Here is a 21,582-nt window from a genome sequence, read left to right on the forward strand (position 1 = left end):
GCCTGCCGGCGGCTGTGGTGTCGAGTCGGTCACGTGAGAGCTGTGGATGCCGCCTCCGCGGCGTGCTGCGTGCGGTCAGAAGCGACCACCCCCTCGGCGTGCGCGGGTCTCGCCGCCGCCGAAGCTGCCGGGACTGAATCCGCCGCCCCCGCCGCCGAACACGCCCCCGAGACCACCCGAGGAGCCGCCGCCGCTGAGCAGGGAGTTGATGACGATGCCGCCGAGCACCGCGCCGAGCATCCCGCTGCTGCTGCCGCCCTGCTGGCCGCCGCCGAACATCCCGCCCATGCCGCCGCCGAACGAGCCGACGTCGGTCTGGGCCAGCTGGATGGCGGCTCCCGCGAGCTGGTCCGCGCGCTGGGCCTGCTGCATCGCCTGCTGCGGATCGGTCGCCTGCAGCTGCTGGGCCCGGACGAGCGAGGCGCCGGCCTCGGCGAGGCGGGTCCTCGCCTGCGCGCCGACAGCGCCGCGGCGTGCGGTGATGTAGTCCTCGGCCGCCGAGACCTGGGCCTGCGCCTGCGTCATGACCTGACCGAGCATCTGACGCGCGCGGTCGGCCTGGGCTGCGGCATCCCGGACGCTCTTCACGACTCCGTCGATCTGCTGGTTGGCCGCCTCGAGGGCCTGCAGGGTGATGAGCGGGCGCTTCGCGCTGCTCGCCAGGTTGGCGCGAGCGGCATCGATCTGCTGCTTGGTCGCCGCGATGGTGGCCGCGACGCGCCCGTCGGCGTCGGGGAGGGATGCTGCCACCGCGACGTCCTGCTCGAGTTCCGCGATCAGCGCGGCGGCGCTCGTCTCGCCGGCGGCGAGGTCGGCGCCCAGCTTGTCGATCGCGGCCTCGAGCATCGCCGCCTGGGCGATCGCCTCTTCCGCGGCCCGGATGCCGACGGCGGCTTCGCCGCCGTTGCCCGCCGCGACCGCCGCCTGGGCGGCCGCGAGCTGCTGATCGGCGAATGCGATCCGCTGTGTGGCCTGCTCGGGGTTGTCGGTCACGGTCGCCAGCGTCTCGGCCGCATACGACGACGTGAGGGTCTGAAGCCGCGAGGCGGCGCCGGCCAGTCCATCGGCCGCCTTCTCGCGTTCGCCCTGTGCGCGTGCGAGGGCCTCAGGGGCGTTCTGCTCGAGCTTGCGGAGCTCGTCGAAGGCCGCGGCCTTCTCGTCGAGCTCCGAGTTCGCCTGCTGGCACAGCGCGATGATGCGCGAGTACCAGTCGCGGGTCTGCTGCTCGGTGTCGGGCGTCGCGTCGTCGAGCTGCTGCTGCAGCGTGAAGGCCTCGGTCAGCTTCTGCTGGGCGTCGGCGAGCGCCTGCTCGAAATCGACGGTGGCGGCATCGCCGAACTGCGCCTTGGCGAAGCCGAGTTCCTGGGTGCTCGTCTTGACGGCATCGTCGGTGTCGACGAGCGCGGAAGCGGCCTGACGCTCCAGGTCCTTGGTGGGGATCTGCTCCACGGCAGGACCGGCCCCGCCTGGGGCCAGGCCCGCCTTCCGCCGGCGATTGCGGATGACGAGCCATACGATGATGCCGATCCCCGCCGCCACCGCCAGCAGGACCAGCGTGACCGTAAGCACGCCGCCGCCGCCGCCCGAGCCGCCGCCGCTCTTGCCGACGGCGTCCGAGAGTCCGGCGGCGGCGGCGTCGACCGCGCCGAGCCAGTCCTGGTTCGCCAGCGCCGGCTGGATGCGCTGCTGTTCGATCGTCGCGAGCTCGTCGGCCGTCACCGGGCCGGAAGGATCGCCGGAGAGGTAGTACTGACGCCCCTCGGTCGCGACGGCGAGCAGGTACTGGCTGGGTCCGAGTCCGTTCTCGGACGCCACCTGGTTCGCCCACTCCTGTGCGCTGGCGGGATTCGTGAAGGTGCCGACGAACACGACCCACAGGTCGAGGCCGGTGTCGGCCTTCAGCTGATCGATGCGCTGCTGCGCCTGCGCCTCCTGAGCGCTGGTGAGCACGTCCGCCTCGTCCAGGACATGGCCGGATCCGAGATTCACCGGGTCGGTGGCCCATGCGCTTCCCCCGGCCGCCAGGATCACAGCCGTCAGGGCTGCCGTGAGCGTCACCGCCCATCGCGAACGCATCGATACCCTCTCCTGGGGACGCGGGATCCTGCCCCCACGCGAGTCTATGCAGGCGCGGGCGGGCCACGGTAGTCTGCGACGCCCCGTGCCGGCGGTGGCGGGTCGCTGCGCCGCGGATCGGGGACCCCCGGGTAGCCTTGCCGATTCGGAGGGCACATGGACGATCGGTACGGCGCAGACGTGCTGGCGGCAGGATGGCGCGAGCAGCGCGCCCGGCAGCTTCCTCGTGTCGAGGCCGTCAAGGACCTGGTGATAGAGGTGGCCGACGACGGCTACTGCGGCGCCGTCGTGACGGTGTCGTCGGGCATGGTCGAGCTGGAGGACCGACGGGGACGACGCCGTCTCTTCCCGCTCGGGCCGGGATTCCTCATCGACGGGGCCGATGTGGTGCTCGTGCAGCCGGCCGCTCGGGTGTCGGCCGGCCCACGGCGGACGGCATCCGGATCCTTCGCTGCGGCCGACGCGCGAGCCCGCACCGCGCGCGCGAGCCGCATCCTCGTCGAAGGTCGCCACGACGCCGAACTCGTCGAGAAGGTGTGGGGCGACGACCTCCGCGCCGAGGGAGTCGTCGTGGAGTACCTGCAGGGGATCGATCTGCTCCCAGCGATGCTCGACGAGGAGCCGCCGTCCGCGGACCGCCGCTACGGCGTGCTCGTCGACCACCTCGTTCCCGGCTCGAAGGAGTCCCGCATCGCGGACGGGATCGCTCGTGGCCGGCACGGCGCCCACGTGAGGATCGTGGGCCACCCCTGGATCGATGTGTGGCAGTGCGTCACGCCGCAGGCACTCGGCATCCCGAACTGGCCCGTCGTGCCCCGCGGAGTCGAGTTCAAGGTCGGCGTGTGCCGCGCACTCGGCTGGCCGGCGCGAGACCAGGCCGACATCGCCCGCGCGTGGCAGCGGATCCTCGGCAAGGTGTCGACCTACCGCGATCTCGAGCCGGCGCTGCTCGGCCGGGTGGAAGAGCTCATCGACTACGTCACGGCGCCCTGACTCGGGCGGCCGGGGGAGGCAATTAGCCTGGGGGAGTGCCAGAACCCTTCCGCGACCGGCCGGTCTCGTTCGTCAGACGCAGCGGCCGGATGTCGGATGCCCAGGAGCGCGCGTGGATCGACCTCGCGCCCCGCTACGTGATCCCGGCGCCGCGGGATGCGGCGGCCACGAGCGTCCGGCCGGATTCGACGCTCGACCCCGCCGCACACTGGGGACGCGTCGCACCGCTCGTCGTCGAGATCGGCTCAGGACAGGGGCACGCGATCGTGCATGCCGCGGCATCCCGCCCCGGCACGGATTTCCTCGCGGTCGAGGTGTTCCGGGCGGGCCTGGCCCGTACCATGCTCGACGCCGACAGGGCGGGGGTCGACAACCTCCGGCTCGTCGAGGCGAACGCGCCCGAGGTGCTGCAGCACCTGCTGCCCGCGGCATCCGTCTCCGAGCTGTGGATCTTCTTCCCCGACCCGTGGCACAAGAACAAGCACACGAAGCGCCGGCTCGTGACACCCCGGTTCGCCGCCATCGCGGCCGCCGCGGTGTGCATGGGCGGGATGCTGCGGCTCGCGACGGACTGGCAGGACTACGCCCTGCAGATGCGCGATGTGCTGGACGGCGCGTCCGGCTTCGCACGGGACTTCGAGGGGGAATGGGCGCCGCGCTTCGACGGTCGGGTGCTCACCGCGTTCGAACGGAAGGGCACCCGAGCGGGGCGCGACATCCGGGACCTCGCGTACCGCCGGCAGGCGGCATGACCGAGCACCGCAGCCCCGAAGAGGAGACGCCGCTTCCGACGCACTCGATCGGGATGCCGGAGCGCGCGGTGACCGGTCCGTGGCGGATGCTGCGGCCCCTCGGCAACCGCGACTTCCGCGTGCTGTTCAGCGCGGTCGTGCTCTCCGTCTTCGCGGCTGGCATGTGGGCTGTCGTCATGGTCTACTCGGTGATCGGCGCAGGCGGCGGACCCCTCGATCTCTCGCTGGTCGCCGCGGCCAACGCGGTCGGGCTGCTGCTGTGCGCGGTCCCGGGCGGGATCGTGGCCGACCGGGTGTCGCGGCGGCTCATCGTCCGGCTCGTCGAGCTGCTGAACCTCGTCGCGATCACCTCGGTCGTCGTGACCGGATGGTTCGGCGTCGTGACGATCCCGCATCTCGCGATCGTCGCGTTCGCGCTCGGCGCGGGAGCGGGATTCTTCTTCCCCGCCTACAGCGCGATGCTGCCGCGCATCCTGCCGCCCGAGCAGCTGCTCGCAGCCAACGGGCTCGAGGGGGCGATCCGGCCCGCCCTGCAGCAGGCGGCGGGACCCGCCGTCGCGGGCGTGATCGTCGCGGCCGTCATGGTCCCGACGCATGCCGCGCTCGCGATCGCGATCGCGCACGGCTGCGCCCTCGTGCTGCTGCTGTTTCAGGGTCCCGAGCCCGTCCTCGCCTCGGAGGAGCCGTCGGACACGACCAAGAGCGTCTTCCACGACCTGAAGGAGGCCGTTCAGTTCACGGTGAAGACCCCGTGGCTGCTGTGGACACTGCTGTACGCGAGTGGCTGGGTCCTCGTGTTCATCGGGCCGGATGAGGTCCTGCTGCCGTTCATCACCCGCGAGCGGATCGGGGTGGACCCGCGCTGGTTCGGCTTCCTGCTCGCCGTGTACGGGCTGGGAGGCGTCCTCGGGTCGATCGTGGTGTCGTCGAGACCGCTGCCCCGTCGCTACCTGACCGTGATGAACCTGGTGTGGGGGCTGTGCACCCTGCCCTATGTGCTCATCGGGGTCACCGATCAGTACTGGGTCATGCTGGCCGTCGTATTCGTGTGCGGGTTCGGGTTCAGCTTCGGCAACGTCATATGGGGGACCCTGCTGCAGCGGCGCGTCCCGACGCACATGCTCGGCCGCATCTCGAGTCTCGACTTCTTCGTGTCGCTCGCGCTCATGCCGCTGTCGATGGCGCTCGCCGGACCGGTCGCCGAGGTCGTCCCGATCCCGGTGATCTTCCTGTTCGCGGGAGTGCTGCCGCTGCTGTTCGGCATCGTGGCGATCATCGTCGCGAAGATGCCGCAGGACGAGATCGCCCACCCGCTGGACCGCTGACATGCCTGCCGATCCTGCCTCCGTCCCGGTGCGTGCACTCCCCGGCTGGTCATGGGCGCTCATCCCCGCACTGCTCGTGTGCCTCGCGGCTCCGGCGTTCTTCCTGGTCCGACTGCCGTGGCTCGGCTGGCTGCTCCTCGCGGCAGGCGTCGCGAGTTCGCTGCTGATTCGCGGGACGGATGCCGCGGCCCCACCGGGTTCCGCCGGCCCGGCGCCCATCGGGACCGTGCCCGGCGCCGGCATCCGCCCCGCGAGCCTGGTGCGCGATCTCTCGCTCATCGCGATCGGCCTGCTGATCGTCAGCGCCATCCCGCTCGCCGCCCGTCTCGACGATTTCGCCTTCGTCCGCTTCGCTCTTGGACTCGGCGGGGCCGTTGCGCTGCCGTACGTGATATCGAGATGGGCCTACCGGGACCGCGCGATCAGGTTTCCGTGGCGCGGCGGCGTGCGCTGGACGGCGTTCCAGTGGTCGTGGCTGGTCGCGGTGCTCGTGCTCGGCTGGCTGATCCTGCCGTTCTACTTCATCACCACCGGCGTGTATCTCAACTGGCCGGTCGTCGACACCCCGGAGCTGATCGCGCGGCTGTTCGTCGGCGTCGGAAGCGTCGGCATCTGGGACGAGCTCTTCTTCATCTGCACCGTGTTCGCGCTGCTGCGACGCCACTTCCCGTTCTGGCAGGCGAACGTCCTGCAGGCGGTCGTGTTCGTCTCGTTCCTGTGGGAGCTGGGGTACCAGGCCTGGGGGCCGGTCCTGACGATCCCATTCGCGCTGCTGCAGGGCTTCATCTTCATGAAGACGCGCTCGCTCGGATACGTCGTGACTGTGCACCTCCTGTTCGACGCGGTCGTGTTCCTCGTTCTCGTGCACGCCCACAACCCGGGCATGCTGGACTGGCTGTTCCTCGTCGACGCTGCCCGGTGACTGCACAGGCACGCCCCGTACCCTGGAGCTGGATCCCACCCGGATCCCCGGACGACGGATCAGTACCCGGTGAGCGACAAGACTGGCCGTGGAGGTCAGTCCCATGTCGTGGGTCATCCTTGTCGCATCCGGCATCCTCGAAGCCGTTTGGGCGACCGCGCTCGGCAAGTCGGAGGGCTTCACCCGGCTCTGGCCGAGCATCGTCTTCGGCGTCGCGCTGCTGGCGAGCATGGGCGGGCTCGCCTGGGCCATGCGCGACATCTCGACCGGTACCGCGTACGCCGTGTGGGTGGGGATCGGCGCCTCGCTGACGGTCGCCTACGCGATGTTCACGGGTGCCGAGCCGTTCTCGATCGTCAGGCTGCTGCTCATCCTCGGGCTCGTCGGCTGCGTGATCGGATTGAAGCTCGTGGGTCACGAATAGGGCCGACGGATGCCGGGATCCTCACCTTCAACATGACGTAGAAGTGACTTTCCGGTGAACTCTTGACGGCCGTTCGGTTGCTGCGCGATTCTTCTCTTGCGAAGAGAAAACGGAGACGAGGAACCCGCAAGGGGACCGGACACAGAGACCGCAGATCGCAGATGATCGCCCCGGTGCTTCGGCGCCGGGGCGATCTTCGTGTGCCGTCCCGCGGCCGTCCGGTGCACCCGGCCGCGCTCGGCCGGCTCTTCGCAATCGGCTACATCCGCGGGCTCGAGCAGTCGGCATACGGACATCCGGCCACCGCATGAGCGGCTGGCGCTGAGGTCTCACCACCGGCCGCCTCGCGGCCGCGGCTACCAGGGTGGCGGGCGGTCTTCGTCGCGCTGGCTGTCGTCCGGAAACCGCGGAAGCTCGTATCCGCCGGCTCGGATGCAGAGCCATCGCAGCTCGTCGGGACTGTCCGGCACGCAGCGCCACGTTCGCCACACGCCTTGGCCGACCCGCACGACGGTGCCCGGGCCGACATCCACGACATCGTCATCCAGCCCCATCTGGCCACGCCCGGTGAGGAACACGTAGAGCTCCTCGATGCGGGAGTGCGAATGCCAGTAGCCTGCCTGTTCGCCCGGCTCGAACGCGTTCGCGGTCATGCCGATGTACTGCGACGCGATGTCGTGGTCGACCACCCGCCGGCCGTCGCGCGAGCTCGCCGGCCGGAACCCGCCGTAGTGCTCGCGCCACTGGTCGAGCCCGCCCGTCTCCAGCACCTGGTAGTCGCCCACGTCGTCACAGTATCCGTTCGGGTGCGCCCTCGGGCCGGACGCGGTCACAGGTTCACAGGTTCGCGTGGGACGATCAAGCTAGTCGCAGAGGAAGGCACGACATGAGGGTCGCGAAGACCGCAGATTGGCGTGACGCCATCCCGTTCGAGACCCCGATGCTGGTCGCGGATGTCGTGCCGGGCGAGATGAGCCGCTGTTCCGTCTGCGGCGGCGGCTCCGAGCTGCGCAGCCGGTCGGAGCTGTGGGCGGTGAAGCACCGGCATCCGCATCACCACGACGGATACGTGCGGTTCTACTGCAGTGAGCATGTGCCGCGGGTGCAGGTCACCGTGTCCTCACCCGCACTGAATCCGGTTCGCGGCGAACGGCGGCCGGCCGCGCATCGCAGCCCCGCTGCGTCCGATGTGGTGCGCGCGATGTGCCCGGACTGCTTCATCGAGGTCTCGGCGACGGGCCAGTGCGGGAACTGCGGCCTGCAGGTCGTCTGAGGTCCTCGCGTACGAAAGAGGGCCGACCCTCTCGAGCCGACCCTTTTCCATCCGTGCCCCCGACAGGAATCGAACCTGCGACCTTTGGTACCGGAAACCAACGCTCTATCCCCTGAGCTACGGAGGCGTACCGATCGAGATTACCACCCGCGTCGCGGGCTCCTGTTCGCCCTAGGGTCCCGAGGGCGCTTCCTCGAGCGGGGCGCCGGCGGCGACATCCGCCCCCTCGCCCAGGGTTGCGAGATCAGCAGCCAGTCGCTCCGCGAGGTAGGCGTGGCCATCGGTCGTCGGATGGTTCTTGCCGACGCCGGTGTCGATCACCTTGCGGTAGTTGGATGGGGTGATCCAGTCCTCGGCGATGGGCGAGATGTACCACCAGCCGCGGGCGGCGGCGAGTTCGGAAAGATCCCTGTCGATGTGCGCCGTGGTCGCCTCGACCGGCAGGACCTGGGGTGCGGGTCCGAGGATCACGACCCGTGCGTCGGGGTAGAGCGCCGCGAGCTCGTCCCACGCGGCGGTGACGGCGGTGCGGTAGCCCTTCGCGAGAACCCGCCGGTCGTTGATGGATCCCTCGACGATGACGACGTCGGGGCGGAGCGCGGGATCGAGGTGGGCGATCCGCTCGCCATAGCTTCCGCCATCCTGACCGCGCTTGAGGTACCCGCTGCCGCGGACGCCGTCGACGACGGTGTCCCAGCCCTCCGCCTCGCCGATTCGATACGCGAATCCGAGCGACGGCATGATCGCCGCGGAGCCGTACACCCAGGAGTCGCCGAAGATGAGCACCCGCGCGCCGTGGGGGACTGCCAGGGGAGCCGGGGCCACCGCCGCGACAGGCGCTGATTCGGGCCCCCGCCACGGGTGCCGACGGCACGGCCCAAGGGCGCCACACCGCCACGGCGCACACCAGGGCGACGGCGATCGCGGCGCCGACGATCGGCTGCCACGGACGCCGTGCGCGGGGGCGTCCGGGCGCGTGCATGGATAGAGGCTACGTCACCGCGAGAGCTCTCGAGAGCGATCGCGATCCGCGCCGTTGGGACCGTTCCCATCCGCGGCCTCCGCAGACTGTGAGATCGCCGTGCGGAGCACCCGTCAGGGCATGCGAGGATACTTCGGTGCAACGCATCCTGACCGCCGAACTGGACCTCGACCTGGGGTCATCCGTCGACCTCATCTTCCAGATCACGGCGGCCCAGGGAGTGCCCCTCGCGAGCGAGGAGATCACCTTCACGCAGGGCGAGCGCGTGTACACGCCGACCGAGATCGTCGACCAGTCCGGGAGCCGTCTGCACCGCTTCACGGGGGAGGCCGGGCGCCTCGAAGTGCGCTACCAGGCGACGGTCGACGGACAGATCTCGACGAGCCGCACGAGCGACCTCGAGGCCATCACATATCTGCGTCCGAGCCGGTACTGCCAGTCGGACGAGGTGTTCCAGCAGGCCCGCCGTCAGTTCAAGGGGCTGCAGGGTCACGACCTGATCGCCGCGGTGTCCGATTTCGTGGCGACGAGCACCGCCTATACACCCGGCCTCAGCCACGGAACCGACAGCGCCGTGACCACTCTCATGACCGGCCAGGGTGTGTGCCGCGACTACGCGCACCTGGTGATCGCGCTGCTGCGCGCCATGGACATGCCGGCGCGCTACACCGCCTGCTTCGCCCCGGGCCTGCGGCCGATGGACTTCCACGCCGTCGCCGAGGCGTACTTCGACGGCGCCTGGTACGTGATCGACGGCACCAAGCTGGCTAATCGCCAGTCCCTCGTGCGCATCGCGACGGGGCGGGATGCCGCGGACTGCGCCTTCCTCAGCTATCACGGCGGCTACGTCGGCCTCCAGCGCATGCGGGTGGACGCCTGGGTCATGCCGGATGTCGCGCCGGACGGGGCGCTCGAGACGCTGTGGGCTCACGACGCCGACCCCTCGGCGCCTGTGACGGACGACTTCACCTCCCTCGTCCAGTTCGCCTGACCCGCCTATCGCCTCGTCCGGTAGGCTCCCGGCGGTCATGGCCCGCACGCCGCCCGCGACTGCGGAGGCCGAGGGGGCCGCCCGTAGACTTGGGGGGTCATGAACCCTGAAGACCTCGCCGCCGCCCTGCTCGCCGTCATCGTCCCGCTCGCCGAGGCGCGACGAGAGGGCGCGAGCGAGGGGCTGACCGCGGCGGATCTGCCGCTCGACCGCCCGAAGAACCGCGACCACGGCGACTGGGCGTCCAATGCCGCGCTGAAGCTCGCGAAGGTCGTGGGCACCAACCCGCGAGAGTTCGCCGCGGCGATCGCGGCCGGGCTCGAGACGGTGCCGGGCATCGCGAGCGTCGAGGTCGCGGGACCCGGCTTCATCAACATCCGATTGGATGCCGCGGCCGCCGGCTCGCTCGCCAAGACGATCGTCGATGCCGGGGCATCCTTCGGCACGAACGAGAGCCAGCGCGGCAACTCGATCAACGTCGAATTCGTCAGCGCGAACCCCACCGGACCCCTGCACATCGGACACACCCGGTGGGCGGCGCTCGGCGACTCGATCGCGCGGCTGCTGCTGGCGAGCGGCGCCACCGTGGCCCGCGAGTTCTACATCAACGACGCCGGTGCGCAGATGGAGCGCTTCGGCCGTTCCGTCCTCGCTGCGGCGAAGGGCCAGCCCACCCCCGAGGACGGCTATGCCGGCTCATATATCGAGGAGCTCGCGCGGCGGGTGCTGGCGGCCCGGCCCGATCTCCTCGACCTCGACGAGGATGCGCAGCACGCGGTAGCGCGCGATCTCGCTTACGAGTTCCAGCTCGGCGAGCTGCAGGCGTCGCTCGAGAAGTTCCATGTGCAGTTCGACGTGTGGTTCTCGGAGCGGGTGCTGCACGCCGAGCCCCCTGACGGCGGGCCGAGCCTCGTCGACGAGGCGGTGGACCGGCTGCGGGCGCAGGGCCACGTCTTCGATGACGAGGGCGCCGTATGGGTGCGCACGACCGACTTCGGCGACGACCGCGATCGCGTCATCCGCCGCGCGAACGGCGTGTACACCTACTTCGCCGCGGATGCCGCGTACTACCTGAGCAAGAGCGACCGGGGGTTCCGGCACAAGATCTACCTGCTCGGCGCCGACCATCACGGGTACGTCCACCGGTTGAAGGCGCTGGCCGGCGCCGCCGGCGACGATCCCGACAAGGACGTCGAAGTGCTGATCGGCCAGCTCGTGTCGATCAACGGCGCCCGGCTGTCCAAGCGTGCGGGAAACATCATCGAGATGGACGACCTGCGCGAATGGCTCGGGACGGATGCTCTGCGCTACTCCCTCGCGCGGTATCCGGCCGACTCGCCCCTGACGCTCGACCCCGAGCTGCTGCGCAAGCGCACCAACGACAACCCGGTGTTCTACGTGCAGTACGCGCACGCCCGCACGCACAACGTCGCACGCAATGCCGTGGCATCCGGCGTAGACCGCTCGGAGTTCGCACCGGAACTGCTCACACACGAGACGGAGTCGGCCCTGCTCGGTGCGCTGCAGGAGTTCCCGCGGATCGTCGCGTTCGCCGCCGAGGTGCGCGAGCCGCATCGCGTGGCGCGGTACCTCGAGGAGCTCGCCGGGCTGTACCACCGGTGGTACGACAACCGCCGGGTGATCCCGCTCGGCGACGAGCCTGTCGAGGCCGTGCACCACACGCGTCGCTGGCTGAACGATGCCACCGGCCAGGTGCTGCGGAACGGTCTGGGCCTTCTGGGCGTCGACGCCCCCGAGCGGATGTAGGACACCATGACGACCGCCGATGCGCAGCCGACCCAGCCCATCCCCGACGCATGGGCCGTTACGACCGCGCCGGCACCGCGCCGGCGGCGGGCATGGCCGTGGATCGTCGCGATCGTGATCGTCGTCGGCCTCGCGATCGTGGCGTGGTTCGCCGGCGAGGCGATCGCCCGCAACCTGGTGGTAAAGACCATTCGCGACCAGGTCATCACCCAGCTCGCGCTGCCTGCAGGCCAGGACGTGCGGGTGGACGTGCCGGGCCCGATCCTCCCGCAGCTCATCGGCGGCACCCTCGGTGAGGTGACGATCGCATCCGACGACGTCCCCATCGGGTCGTTCGCGGGCGACGTCGTCGTCACCGCACACGATGTCCCCATCCGCGGGGGCGATATGGCCGGTGCCACAGCGCGGGTGACCCTCGACGAGCAGCAGCTCCGCGAGCTGATGGCCACGGTCGACGGCTTCCCCGCGGGCTCCGTCGGGCTTGCTGCGCCGAACGTGACGATGTCCACACAGATCTCGCTGTTCGGCGTCGGGTTCCCGGTGACCGTCGCGCTGACCCCGAGCGCGGTCCAGGGCGATCTCCTCCTCACGCCGGCGACGCTCCAGCTGGCGGGAGCCTCGATCTCGGCGGACGAGCTGCGTCAGAGGTTCGGCCAGCTCTCGGACGCCGTCCTGCGGGACTGGACGGTGTGCGTGGCCCAGTACATCCCGTCGGGAATCACCCTCACCGATGTCGCCGTCCAGCGCGCCACGCTCGTCGCGGACTTCGACATCGACGGCGGGATCGTCTCCGACCCCGCCCTCCAGGCGAACGGCACCTGCAAGTCGGCTTCGTGACGCGGATGACGCGGGTCGCAGGGGCCGGATGCCGAGTGCCCTAGACTGCAAGGACCGCCCGGCGCGTGCGTCCACCGGCCGCAGCCGGCGGATCGAGTGCAGGCGAAGCCCGTGTATTCAGATCACCCGACGAGATCGGCCTGTCCGGACGCCGTGCGCCGAAGCTCCCACTGATTGGTCCCCCGTTGCCCGCCGCCCCGCACTCCCGCACGCTGCCCCCCTCGTGGCTGGTCCGGCCGGATGATGGGAACGGGCTCGCGCCCGCGGTCTGGCCCTCCGGCGCGGATCGCGACGACGACGGGGTGCTCCGCGTCGGCGGCATCCCCGCCACCGTCCTGCGAGAGCGGTTCGGCACCCCCCTGTACGTGGTCGACGAGGAGGATGTGCGCGCTCACGCACGCCGGGCTCTCGACTCCTTCCGCGGTGCTGCGGCCCTGCACGGCGTGCAGGCGCGCGTCTACTACGCGGGCAAGGCGTTCCTGAGCACCGAGGTCGTCCGCTGGGTGACCGAAGAAGGACTCGCAGTCGACGTGTGCAGTGGCGGCGAACTCGCGGTCGCGCTCGCCGCGGGCGCCGATCCGTCGCGGATCGGCTTTCATGGCAGCAACAAGAGCACGGTCGAGCTCGAGCGAGCGGTCGAGGTCGGTGTCGGATCCATCGTGATCGACAGCCTCATCGAGCTCGAGCGCCTGGCGGCGATCGTCCAGCGCCGCGACGCCGTGCAGAACGTGCTGCTGCGCGTCAACAGCGGCGTCCATGCCGAGACGCACGAGTTCCTCGCGACCGCGCACGAAGACCAGAAGTTCGGCTTCACTCTCGAGGACGCGCCCGCCGCAGTGGCGCGCATCCGTGAGATCGCCGGCCTGTCGTTCGTGGGGCTGCATTGCCACATCGGCTCGCAGATCTTCGGCACCGCGGGTTTCAAGGAGTCCGCGGCCCGCCTCGTCGAGCTGCACGCGGCGCTTCTCGAAGGGGGCGCCATCCCGGTGCTGAACCTCGGCGGCGGCTTCGGCATCGCCTACACCGCCGCGGACGATCCGACGCCGATCGAGGAGCTCGCCGCCGGCATCGCGGATGCCGTCGGCCGCGAATGCGCCGTGCGCGGCATCCCGATGCCCAACCTCGCCTTCGAACCCGGTCGTGCGATCGTCGGCCAGGCCGGCGTCACGCTGTACGAGGTGGGCACGACGAAGTCGGTGGCGCTCGGCGACGGCGCAAGCCGGCTGTACGTGAGCGTCGACGGCGGCATGAGCGACAACGCCCGCCCTGCGCTCTACGGCGCGCAGTACTCGGCCCGCATCGCCTCCCGCGTCAGCGACGCGCCGTCGGTGCTGGCACGCGTCGTCGGAAAGCACTGCGAGTCCGGCGACATCGTCGTCGATGCGGAGTACCTGCCGGCCGACATCGCCCCGGGCGACCTGCTGGCGGTCCCGGCGACAGGTGCGTACTGCTTCTCGCTGTCGAGCAACTACAACTACGTCCCCCGGCCGCCGGTCGTCGCCGTGCACGGGGGAGAGGCGCGCGTCATCGTGCGCGGCGAGACGATCGAGGATCTGCTCAGCCGCGACGCGGGCCTTCAGCTGACCGAGATCGAAGGGATCGACATGCCTGCACCGAGCGAGCGGTGGTCGTCGAGCGAGCCGCAGGCGAGACGAAACGCGGAGACGAAAGGCGCCGGACCGAGCGAGCGGCGGTCGTTGAGCGAGCCGCAGGCGAGACGAAACGCAGAGTCGAAGTGACCGACTACCGCCGCCTGCGCGTCGCGCTCCTCGGAGCCGGAGCCGTCGGCTCGCAGGTCGCCTCGCTGCTGCGCAAGCACGGCGAAGAGCTCGCCGACCGTGCCGGAGCCACGCTCGAACTCGTCGGCATCGCCGTCCGCGACGTGGACGCCAAGCGCGATGTGGAGCTGCCGCGCGAGCTGTTCACGACGGATGCCGAGACGCTCATCGTAGGCGCCGACATCGTCATCGAGCTCATGGGCGGGATCGAGCCGGCCCGCGACTATCTGCTGCAGGCGATCAACTCCGGCGCCGACGTCGTCACGGCGAACAAGGCGCTGCTCGCGACCCACGGCCCGGAGATCTTCGACGCGGCCGATCAGGTCGGCGCGCAGGTGTACTACGAGGCCGCTGCGGCAGGCGCCATCCCGATCATCCGCCCGCTGCGCGACTCGCTCGCCGGCGATCGCGTGCAGCGGATCATGGGCATCGTGAACGGCACCACCAACTACATCCTCGACCGCATGGACAAGGAGGGCGCCGAGCTCGCGGACGTGCTCGCCGACGCTCAGCGACTCGGGTATGCCGAGGCGGATCCGACAGCGGATGTCGGGGGCTATGACGCGGCGCAGAAGGCCGCGATCCTCGCGAGCCTGGCCTTCCACACGACCGTCCCGCTCGAGATGGTCCACCGCGAGGGCATCACCGGCATCGACAAGGCGACGATGGATGCCGCGCGCCACGCCGGCTACGTCATCAAGCTGCTGGCCGTCTGCGAGCGGCTCACCGACGTTCCCGGGGCTTCCGGCTCGGGAGAGGCGATCTCGGTGCGGGTCTACCCGGCGCTCATCGAACGCGACCACCCGCTCGCAAGCGTGCACGGCGCCAACAACGCGGTGTTCGTGCAGGCCGAGGCGGCGGGCAACCTCATGTTCTACGGAGCGGGCGCCGGCGGCGTGCAGACCGCGTCGGCTGTGCTCGGCGACGTCGTCTCGGCGGCGCGCCGGCACATCGCGGGGGGCGTCGGAGTCGGCGAATCGACGCGCGCGAACCTGCCGATCGTGCCGATCGGGCGGGTCACCACCCGCTACCAGATCACCCTCGAGGTCGACGACCAGCCAGGCGTTCTCGCGACCGTGGCCGGCATCCTGAGCCACGGCCGCGTGTCGATCGCGACGGTGGAGCAGACGGTCGAGCGCGATCTGGACCACGACGACGAGCGGGGCACGGGCGTCGCCCGGCTCGTCATCGGCACTCACAAAGCCCTCGAGCAGGACCTCAGCGACACCGTCGACGATCTGGCCGCGAGCGGCGTCGTCGAGCGGGTCGTGTCGGTGCTGCGTGTGGAAGGAGACTGAAATGGCACATGTCTGGCGCGGAGTCCTCCGCGAATACGCCGACCGTCTGGGCGTCACGGACGCCTCGACCGTCGTCACCCTCGGCGAGGGCGGCACTCCCCTCCTTCCCGCGCCGGCGCTCTCGCGTCGCACGGGCGTCGACGTGTGGGTGAAGTTCGAGGGCATGAATCCGACCGGCTCGTTCAAGGACCGCGGTATGACCGTCGCCGTCTCGCGAGCGATCGAGCGCGGAGCGAAGGCCGTGATCTGCGCCTCGACGGGCAACACATCGGCTTCGGCGGCCGCATACGCCGCGCACGCCGGCATCAAGGCCGCCGTCCTCGTGCCCGAGGGCAAGATCGCGATGGGCAAGCTCAGTCAGGCCGTTGCGCACAACGGCGAGCTCATCCAGATCCGCGGCAACTTCGACGACTGCCTCGAGATCGCCCGCGAGCTCGCGGATCACTACCCCGTCCACCTCGTCAACTCCGTCAACCCCGACCGGATCGACGGGCAGAAGACCGCCGCCTACGAAGTCGTCGAGACCCTCGGCGACGCGCCGGACTTCCACCTGCTGCCCGTCGGGAACGCCGGCAACTACACCGCCTACTCGCGCGGATACCGGGAAGAGGTCGACCGCGGCGTCTCGACGCGGGTGCCGCGCATGTTCGGCTTCCAGGCCGCGGGCTCGGCGCCCCTTGTGACCGGCGAGGTCGTCAAGCATCCCGAGACGATCGCGAGCGCCATCCGCATCGGCAACCCCGCCTCGTGGGAGCTCGCCCTCGAGGCGCGCGAAGCCACCGACGGATTCTTCGGCGCGATCGACGACCAGCGGATCCTCGCCGCGCAGAAGCTCCTCGCCGGCGAGGTCGGCATCTTCGTCGAGCCTGCCTCGGCCATCAGCGTTGCGGGCCTGCTTGATCGCGTCGAGGCGGGCGTCATCCCCGCGGGCTCGCGCGTGGTGCTGACGGTGACGGGCCATGGCCTGAAGGATCCGCAGTGGGCCCTCCGCAACGCCGACGGCTCGCAGGTCGAGCCGACGGTGGTCGACGCGACGACATCCGACGTGGCATCGGTCCTCGGCCTCGCCCCGGTGGCGGCGACCGCGTGAGCACAGCCCCCGCCGTGGCCCTCGAAGGGCGCCGCGTCGCGGTGCGCGTCCCCGCGACGAGCGCCAACCTCGGGCCCGGGTTCGACACGCTCGGCCTCGCCCTGAGCGTGTACGACGAGCTCACGGTGACGGCGCTGGCCGAGGGTGAGCTCGAGGTGCTGGTATCGGGCGAGGGCGCGGGCGACGTGCCCCGTGACGCGTCGAATCTCGTCGTCCGCTCGATCGCCTACGCTTTCGAGGCGATGGGGCGACGGATGCCGGGGATCCGGCTCGAGGCGCGCAATGTCATCCCGCACGGCCGCGGCCTCGGCTCGTCCGGCGCGGCCGTCGTCTCCGGGCTGCTCGCGGCGAAAGGTCTGCTGGAGGGCGACGTCGAGTTCGGCGCGGAAACGCTCCTCCGGCTCGCGACCGAACTCGAAGGCCACCCCGACAACGTCGCGCCCGCCCTCTTCGGCGGTCTCACGATCGCATGGGTGGACGAGCACGGCCCGCAGCACAAGAAGCTGCTCGTGCACCGCGGGGTCTCACCTGTCGTGTTCGTGCCGGAGTTCACGATGTCCACGAGCGTCGCACGCAGCCTTCAGCCGCTTCAGGTGCCGCGCGAAGACGCCGTGTTCAACGTGTCGCGGTCGGCCCTGCTGATCGCGGCCCTCATGCAGAGCCCCGAGCTGCTTCTCGCCGCGACCGAGGACAAGCTCCACCAGAACTACCGCGCGCAGGCCATGCCCGAGACCGATCGCCTCGTGCGGGCGCTGCGCGAGCAGGGATTCGCCGCGGTGGTCTCGGGGGCCGGTCCGAGCGTGCTGGTGCTCGCCGACGGACCCGGCCGCCGGCTCGAGGCGGCGGCTCTCGCCGAGGCCGTCGGGGACACCCTGTGGGAGGCGCTCATGCTCGCCGTCGACTTCAAGGGTGGTACAGTGAGGGAGTACGCGGAGGGTTCCACGTAGTACGTGAATCTGGCCTCCGTCGCAAATCTGCGAAACCACCGCACGACCCCCCTGCCCGCTGACAGCTTCGCTGCCGAGGGCACCCGAGCTAGCCGAAGGGTCGGGCGATGCCTGCCATGCAGGCCATCCGTGTTCGTACATATCCATTCGTTTCACAAGGGAGAACTCGTGGAGTCCATCTCCGAGATCCACACCGACGCACCCGCCGACGAGCGCGCTGACGCGCCCGAGAACGCAGATGCCGTCGACACCGCCACCGAGGCCGCGGCAGACACCGCAGCCCCCGAAACCCCGGCCGAGTCGCCTGACGACGAGGCCTCGCAGACTGGTGAGAACACCCCGTCCGAGGACGTTGAAGGCGCCGAGCCGACGGCCGAGGCGCAGAATGCCGAGGCCGAGGGCGCTGCCGAGCCCCAGGACCCTGGAGCGCAGGACGCCGGAGCCCCGGCCGAGGCGCAGGATGCCGAGGCCGATGGTGTCGCCGAGGCGCAAGACGAGCCACAGGACACCCAGCCTCAGGGCGCGGGAGCCCCGGCCGAGCCGCAGGACGCGGATGCCGAGGCCGACGGCGTTGCCGAGCCTCTGATCGCCGCTGAGGCTCCCGAGGCGGCCGCCGAGTCCGCACCCGCGGCCCGCGCGCCTCGGAAGCGCGCCCCGCGCCGTGCCAAGAGCAGCGATGTGCTCGAGGCATCCGTCGAAGGGGCCGTCGCCGTCGCGCCGGTCTCCGACGCGTCCGCAGCAGCCCCCGAGGGTGGCGCACAGGCCGAGCCCGCCGCAGAGGCCGAGCCCGGCGCAGAGGCGGGCGCCGAGGCGCCGAGCGAGGCCGAAGCCTCCATCGAGGCCGAGGCCGAGGCCGAGGCAGCCGCCGACGCCGAGCCGCCCGCCGAGGGCGACCAGAACGAGTCCGCCGAGGGCGAGTCCGCCGAGGGCGACGACCAGGCCGCGGAGTCCGCGACCGATGAGGGCGCCCCGAGCCGCAGCCGCAGCCGCAGCAGGAACCGCAACCGCAACCGCGCGCAGGGCGCCCAGCCGGCCCAGAACGCTCAGGGCGGCCAGAACGCGCCTGCCGGTCAGAGCAACCAGAACGCGCAGGGTGGCCAGAACGCGCAGAACGGCCAGAACGCGCCTTCGCTCGACGCGGATGACGACGGCACCCCCGGCAGCGCCCGGAGCCGCCAGCGCAACAAGCGCCGCGGCCAGCCCGGCGACGAGTTCGAGACCGAGATCGGCGAGGACGACGTCCTGATCCCGATCGCCGGCATCCTGGACGTGCTCGACAACTACGCATTCGTCCGCACCTCCGGCTACCTTCCGGGCACCAGCGACGTCTACGTCTCACTCGGTCAGGTCAAGAAGTACAACCTGCGCAAGGGCGACGCCGTCGTCGGCGCGATCAAGCAACCCCGCGAGGGCGAGCAGTCGAGCCGGCAGAAGTACAACGCGCTCGTGAAGGTCGACTCGATCAACGGCCTCTCGGTGGATGACGCGGCGACCCGTGTCGAGTTCGGCAAGCTCACGCCGCTCTACCCGCAGGAGCGCCTGCGCCTCGAGACCGCGCCTGAGAAGCTGACGCAGCGCATCATCGACCTCGTCGCACCCATCGGCAAGGGACAGCGCGGCCTGATCGTCGCGCCGCCGAAGGCCGGCAAGACGATCGTGCTGCAGCAGATCGCCAACGCCATCGCGACCAACAACCCCGAGGTCCACCTCATGGTGGTGCTGGTCGACGAGCGTCCGGAAGAGGTCACCGACATGCAGCGGACGGTTCGCGGCGAGGTCATCGCCTCGACGTTCGACCGCCCTGCCGAGGACCACACCACCGTCGCCGAACTCGCCATCGAGCGCGCCAAGCGCCTCGTCGAGCTCGGCCGCGACGTGGTGGTCCTCCTCGACTCGATCACGCGCCTCGGCCGCGCCTACAACATCTCCGCGCCGACCTCGGGCCGTGTGCTGACCGGTGGCGTGGATGCATCCGCGCTCTACCCGCCCAAGCGCTTCTTCGGCGCCGCGCGCAACATCGAGAACGGCGGGTCGCTCACGATCCTCGCGACGGCCCTCGTCGAGACCGGTTCCAAGATGGATGACGTGATCTTCGAGGAGTTCAAGGGCACCGGCAACAGCGAACTGCGCCTCAGCCGCCAGCTGGCAGACAAGCGCATCTTCCCGGCGGTCGACGTCAACGCGTCGAGCACCCGCCGCGAGGAGATGCTGCTCTCGGCCGACGAGGTCAAGATCACGTGGAAGCTGCGTCGCGCGCTCGCGGGTCTCGACCCGCAACAGGCCCTCGAGGTCGTGCTCGGCAAGCTGAAGGAGACGCAGTCCAACGTCGAGTTCCTCGTGCAGATGCAGAAGTCGATCCCCACGCCGACCGGCGGCGGTCACAGCCACTCGCACGACAACAGCATCCGCTGACGTCCACGGAGAAGCACGTGTCCGAACCCGCGATGTTCGATTCCGTGCGCGCGCTGATCGAAGAGCACAAGGCCGTCCAGGTCGAGCTCTCCGACCCGGCCGTGCACGCCGACGCTGGGCGTGCCAAGAGGGTCAACCGTCGCTACGCGGAGCTGTCGAAGATCGTCGCGGCGAACGACGCGTGGCTCGCGGCATCCGCCGATCTCGAGGCGGCGCGCGAGCTCGCCCGCGACGACGCGGCGTTCGCCGAAGAGGTTCCGCAGCTCGAGGCGAAGCTCGCCGACGCGCAGGAGAAGCTGCGGCGGCTGCTGATCCCGCGCGATCCGGATGACGCGCGCGACGTGATCATGGAGATCAAGGGCGGCGAGGGCGGCGCCGAGAGCGCGCTGTTCGCGGCGGATCTCCTGCGCATGTACCTGCAGTACGCCGCCTCCAAGGGGTGGAAGACCGAGCTGCTGGAGCGAACGGAGTCCGACCTCGGCGGCTACAAGGACGTCCAGGTCGCGATCAAGGGCTCCTCGACCGATCCCGCTCTGGGCGTCTGGGCACATCTCAAATACGAGGGCGGCGTTCACCGCGTGCAGCGCGTGCCGGCGACCGAGTCGCAGGGACGCATCCACACGTCGACCACCGGGGTGCTGGTGTTCCCCGAGGTCGACGAGCCCGACGAGATCGACATCAACCCCAACGATCTGAAGATCGACGTGTTCCGGTCGTCGGGTCCGGGCGGCCAGTCCGTGAACACGACCGACTCCGCGGTTCGCATCACGCACGTGCCGACGGGAATCGTCGTGTCGATGCAGAACGAGAAGTCGCAGCTGCAGAACCGCGAGGCGGGCATGCGCGTGCTGCGCGCTCGCCTGCTTGCGAAGCAGCAGGAGGAACGGGATGCCATGGCCTCCGACGCCCGTAAGTCGCAGATCCGCGGGATGGACCGGTCCGAGCGCATCCGCACGTACAACTTCCCCGAGAACCGCATCGCCGACCACCGCACCGGCTACAAGGCGTACAACCTCGACCAGGTGATGGACGGGGCGCTCGAGCCGATCATCGAGTCGGCGATCCAGGCCGACGAAGAAGCACGCCTCGCCGCGCTCGGGGACACCGCCTGAACCCCGAGGCGTGCGCGGCGTGTGGCCGGCGAGGCACTAGCCTGACCGCGTGATCACCTTCCTGATCCGCGCCGCGATCTTCCTCGTGTCGGCCTTCCTCGGACTCGTCGCGGCCGACCTCGTCCTGCCCGGGTTCTCGCTGCACTGGGACGACTGGTGGGGCATCGTGCTCGCCGTCGTGATCTTCGCGGTGCTGCAGAGCATCCTCGCCCCATGGCTGCTCAAGATCACCCGACGGCATGCGCAGGCGTTCCTCGGCGGAATCGGCCTCCTGTCGACCTTCGTCGCGCTGCTCGTAGCGGTGCTGATCCCGGCCGCCGGGATCGGCATCGACGGTCCCGTCGCCTGGATCATCGGCACGCTCGTCGTCTGGCTCGTCACCGCGCTCGCGACCTGGCTGCTGCCGCCTCTGTTCCTGAAGAAGAAGGTCAGCGACCGGCGCGACCCGTAGCGCGGGCGTCCCATCCCGCCGCGGCCGTTGAGCGAGGAGCGCACCGACGAGGGTGAGGCGGGGGGTTCGGGTCGTTGAGCGAGGAGCGCAGCGACGAGACGAAACGCGCCGAACGTCTCGAGGTGGTTCGGGGCGTTCCATCTCGCTTCGCT

The 21,582-nt window shown here is 70.4% G+C and carries 19 protein-coding genes, 1 tRNA gene and 1 riboswitch; of the genes, 16 read left to right on the forward strand and 4 right to left on the reverse strand.

Annotated features, from left to right (window positions below; translation table 11 throughout):
• Positions 1–75 precede the first annotated feature (75 nt).
• Positions 76–2,076 (reverse strand): TPM domain-containing protein, encoded by a 2,001-nt coding sequence (locus ABD212_RS03015; RefSeq protein ID WP_344091055.1) that lies wholly within the window; start codon positions 2,074–2,076, stop codon positions 76–78.
• A gap of 156 nt (positions 2,077–2,232) precedes the next feature.
• Between ABD212_RS03015 and ABD212_RS03020 the strand changes: the two genes are divergently transcribed.
• The 5 genes from ABD212_RS03020 to ABD212_RS03040 all read left to right on the forward strand — a co-directional run bounded on the left by ABD212_RS03020 (position 2,233) and on the right by ABD212_RS03040 (position 6,492).
• Positions 2,233–3,069, forward strand: coding sequence for a DUF3097 family protein (locus tag ABD212_RS03020; protein WP_344091057.1), 837 nt, complete (start codon positions 2,233–2,235; stop codon positions 3,067–3,069).
• Between the two features lie 89 nt (positions 3,070–3,158).
• Entirely contained in the window at positions 3,159–3,821 is a 663-nt protein-coding gene (gene trmB / locus ABD212_RS03025; RefSeq protein WP_344092393.1) for a tRNA (guanosine(46)-N7)-methyltransferase TrmB, read from the forward strand.
• Between the two features lie 53 nt (positions 3,822–3,874).
• Positions 3,875–5,146, forward strand: coding sequence for an MFS transporter (locus ABD212_RS03030; RefSeq protein ID WP_344092395.1), 1,272 nt, complete (start codon positions 3,875–3,877; stop codon positions 5,144–5,146).
• Position 5,147: 1 nt separating this feature from the next.
• On the forward strand, positions 5,148–6,068 hold the full coding sequence (locus ABD212_RS03035) for a CPBP family glutamic-type intramembrane protease (protein ID WP_344091059.1): 921 nt from the start codon (positions 5,148–5,150) through the stop codon (positions 6,066–6,068).
• A gap of 26 nt (positions 6,069–6,094) precedes the next feature.
• A riboswitch (guanidine-III (ykkC-III) riboswitch) is annotated at positions 6,095–6,159 on the forward strand.
• 12 nt (positions 6,160–6,171) lie between these two features.
• Positions 6,172–6,492: a DMT family transporter gene (locus ABD212_RS03040; protein ID WP_344091061.1), complete on the forward strand. Its 321-nt coding sequence runs from the start codon at positions 6,172–6,174 to the stop codon at positions 6,490–6,492.
• A gap of 356 nt (positions 6,493–6,848) precedes the next feature.
• On the opposite strand, the gene ABD212_RS03045 is transcribed toward ABD212_RS03040, so the two are convergent.
• Positions 6,849–7,277, reverse strand: a complete 429-nt coding sequence (locus tag ABD212_RS03045) for a cupin domain-containing protein (protein ID WP_344091063.1) — start codon at positions 7,275–7,277, stop codon at positions 6,849–6,851.
• A gap of 101 nt (positions 7,278–7,378) precedes the next feature.
• Between ABD212_RS03045 and ABD212_RS03050 the strand changes: the two genes are divergently transcribed.
• Positions 7,379–7,765: a glucose-6-phosphate dehydrogenase gene (locus tag ABD212_RS03050; protein WP_344091065.1), complete on the forward strand. Its 387-nt coding sequence runs from the start codon at positions 7,379–7,381 to the stop codon at positions 7,763–7,765.
• A 54-nt stretch (positions 7,766–7,819) separates the two neighbouring features.
• Here ABD212_RS03050 and ABD212_RS03055 read toward each other — a convergent pair.
• Together ABD212_RS03055 and ABD212_RS03060 are read right to left on the reverse strand one after the other, a co-directional pair.
• Positions 7,820–7,892 (reverse strand) — tRNA-Arg (locus tag ABD212_RS03055).
• A gap of 44 nt (positions 7,893–7,936) precedes the next feature.
• Positions 7,937–8,590: an SGNH/GDSL hydrolase family protein gene (locus ABD212_RS03060; protein WP_344091067.1), complete on the reverse strand. Its 654-nt coding sequence runs from the start codon at positions 8,588–8,590 to the stop codon at positions 7,937–7,939.
• A gap of 293 nt (positions 8,591–8,883) precedes the next feature.
• Here ABD212_RS03060 and ABD212_RS03065 point away from each other — a divergent pair, with 293 nt between their 5' ends.
• From ABD212_RS03065 to ABD212_RS03110, 10 genes are all read left to right on the forward strand, one after another.
• A complete protein-coding gene (locus tag ABD212_RS03065; protein ID WP_344091070.1) occupies positions 8,884–9,738 on the forward strand; it encodes a transglutaminase-like domain-containing protein in 855 nt (284 codons plus the stop codon).
• A 99-nt stretch (positions 9,739–9,837) separates the two neighbouring features.
• Positions 9,838–11,505 carry an arginine--tRNA ligase gene (gene argS / locus ABD212_RS03070; protein ID WP_344091072.1) on the forward strand — a complete coding sequence of 556 codons (1,668 nt, stop codon included), beginning with the start codon at positions 9,838–9,840 and terminating at the stop codon, positions 11,503–11,505.
• Positions 11,506–11,511: 6 nt separating this feature from the next.
• Positions 11,512–12,342, forward strand: a complete 831-nt coding sequence (locus ABD212_RS03075) for an LmeA family phospholipid-binding protein (RefSeq protein ID WP_344091074.1) — start codon at positions 11,512–11,514, stop codon at positions 12,340–12,342.
• A 185-nt stretch (positions 12,343–12,527) separates the two neighbouring features.
• Positions 12,528–14,081 carry a diaminopimelate decarboxylase gene (gene lysA / locus ABD212_RS03080; protein ID WP_344091076.1) on the forward strand — a complete coding sequence of 518 codons (1,554 nt, stop codon included), beginning with the start codon at positions 12,528–12,530 and terminating at the stop codon, positions 14,079–14,081.
• Positions 14,078–15,418, forward strand: coding sequence for a homoserine dehydrogenase (locus ABD212_RS03085; RefSeq protein ID WP_344091079.1), 1,341 nt, complete (start codon positions 14,078–14,080; stop codon positions 15,416–15,418). The genes lysA and ABD212_RS03085 overlap by 4 nt, the downstream gene beginning before the upstream one ends.
• Position 15,419: 1 nt before the next feature.
• The gene (gene thrC, locus ABD212_RS03090) at positions 15,420–16,508 is read left to right on the forward strand and encodes a threonine synthase (RefSeq protein WP_344091081.1); all 1,089 of its coding nucleotides are present in this window, start codon (positions 15,420–15,422) and stop codon (positions 16,506–16,508) included.
• A gap of 14 nt (positions 16,509–16,522) precedes the next feature.
• A complete protein-coding gene (gene thrB / locus ABD212_RS03095; protein WP_344092397.1) occupies positions 16,523–17,455 on the forward strand; it encodes a homoserine kinase in 933 nt (310 codons plus the stop codon).
• 168 nt (positions 17,456–17,623) lie between these two features.
• Positions 17,624–19,867: a transcription termination factor Rho gene (gene rho, locus ABD212_RS03100; protein WP_344091083.1), complete on the forward strand. Its 2,244-nt coding sequence runs from the start codon at positions 17,624–17,626 to the stop codon at positions 19,865–19,867.
• Between the two features lie 32 nt (positions 19,868–19,899).
• A complete protein-coding gene (prfA, locus tag ABD212_RS03105; RefSeq protein WP_344092399.1) occupies positions 19,900–20,979 on the forward strand; it encodes a peptide chain release factor 1 in 1,080 nt (359 codons plus the stop codon).
• 49 nt (positions 20,980–21,028) lie between these two features.
• On the forward strand, positions 21,029–21,430 hold the full coding sequence (locus ABD212_RS03110) for a hypothetical protein (RefSeq protein ID WP_344091085.1): 402 nt from the start codon (positions 21,029–21,031) through the stop codon (positions 21,428–21,430).
• The last annotated feature ends 152 nt before the right edge of the window (positions 21,431–21,582 follow it).

Source organism: Microbacterium deminutum, assembly GCF_039530205.1.
Lineage (GTDB): Bacteria > Actinomycetota > Actinomycetes > Actinomycetales > Microbacteriaceae > Microbacterium > Microbacterium deminutum.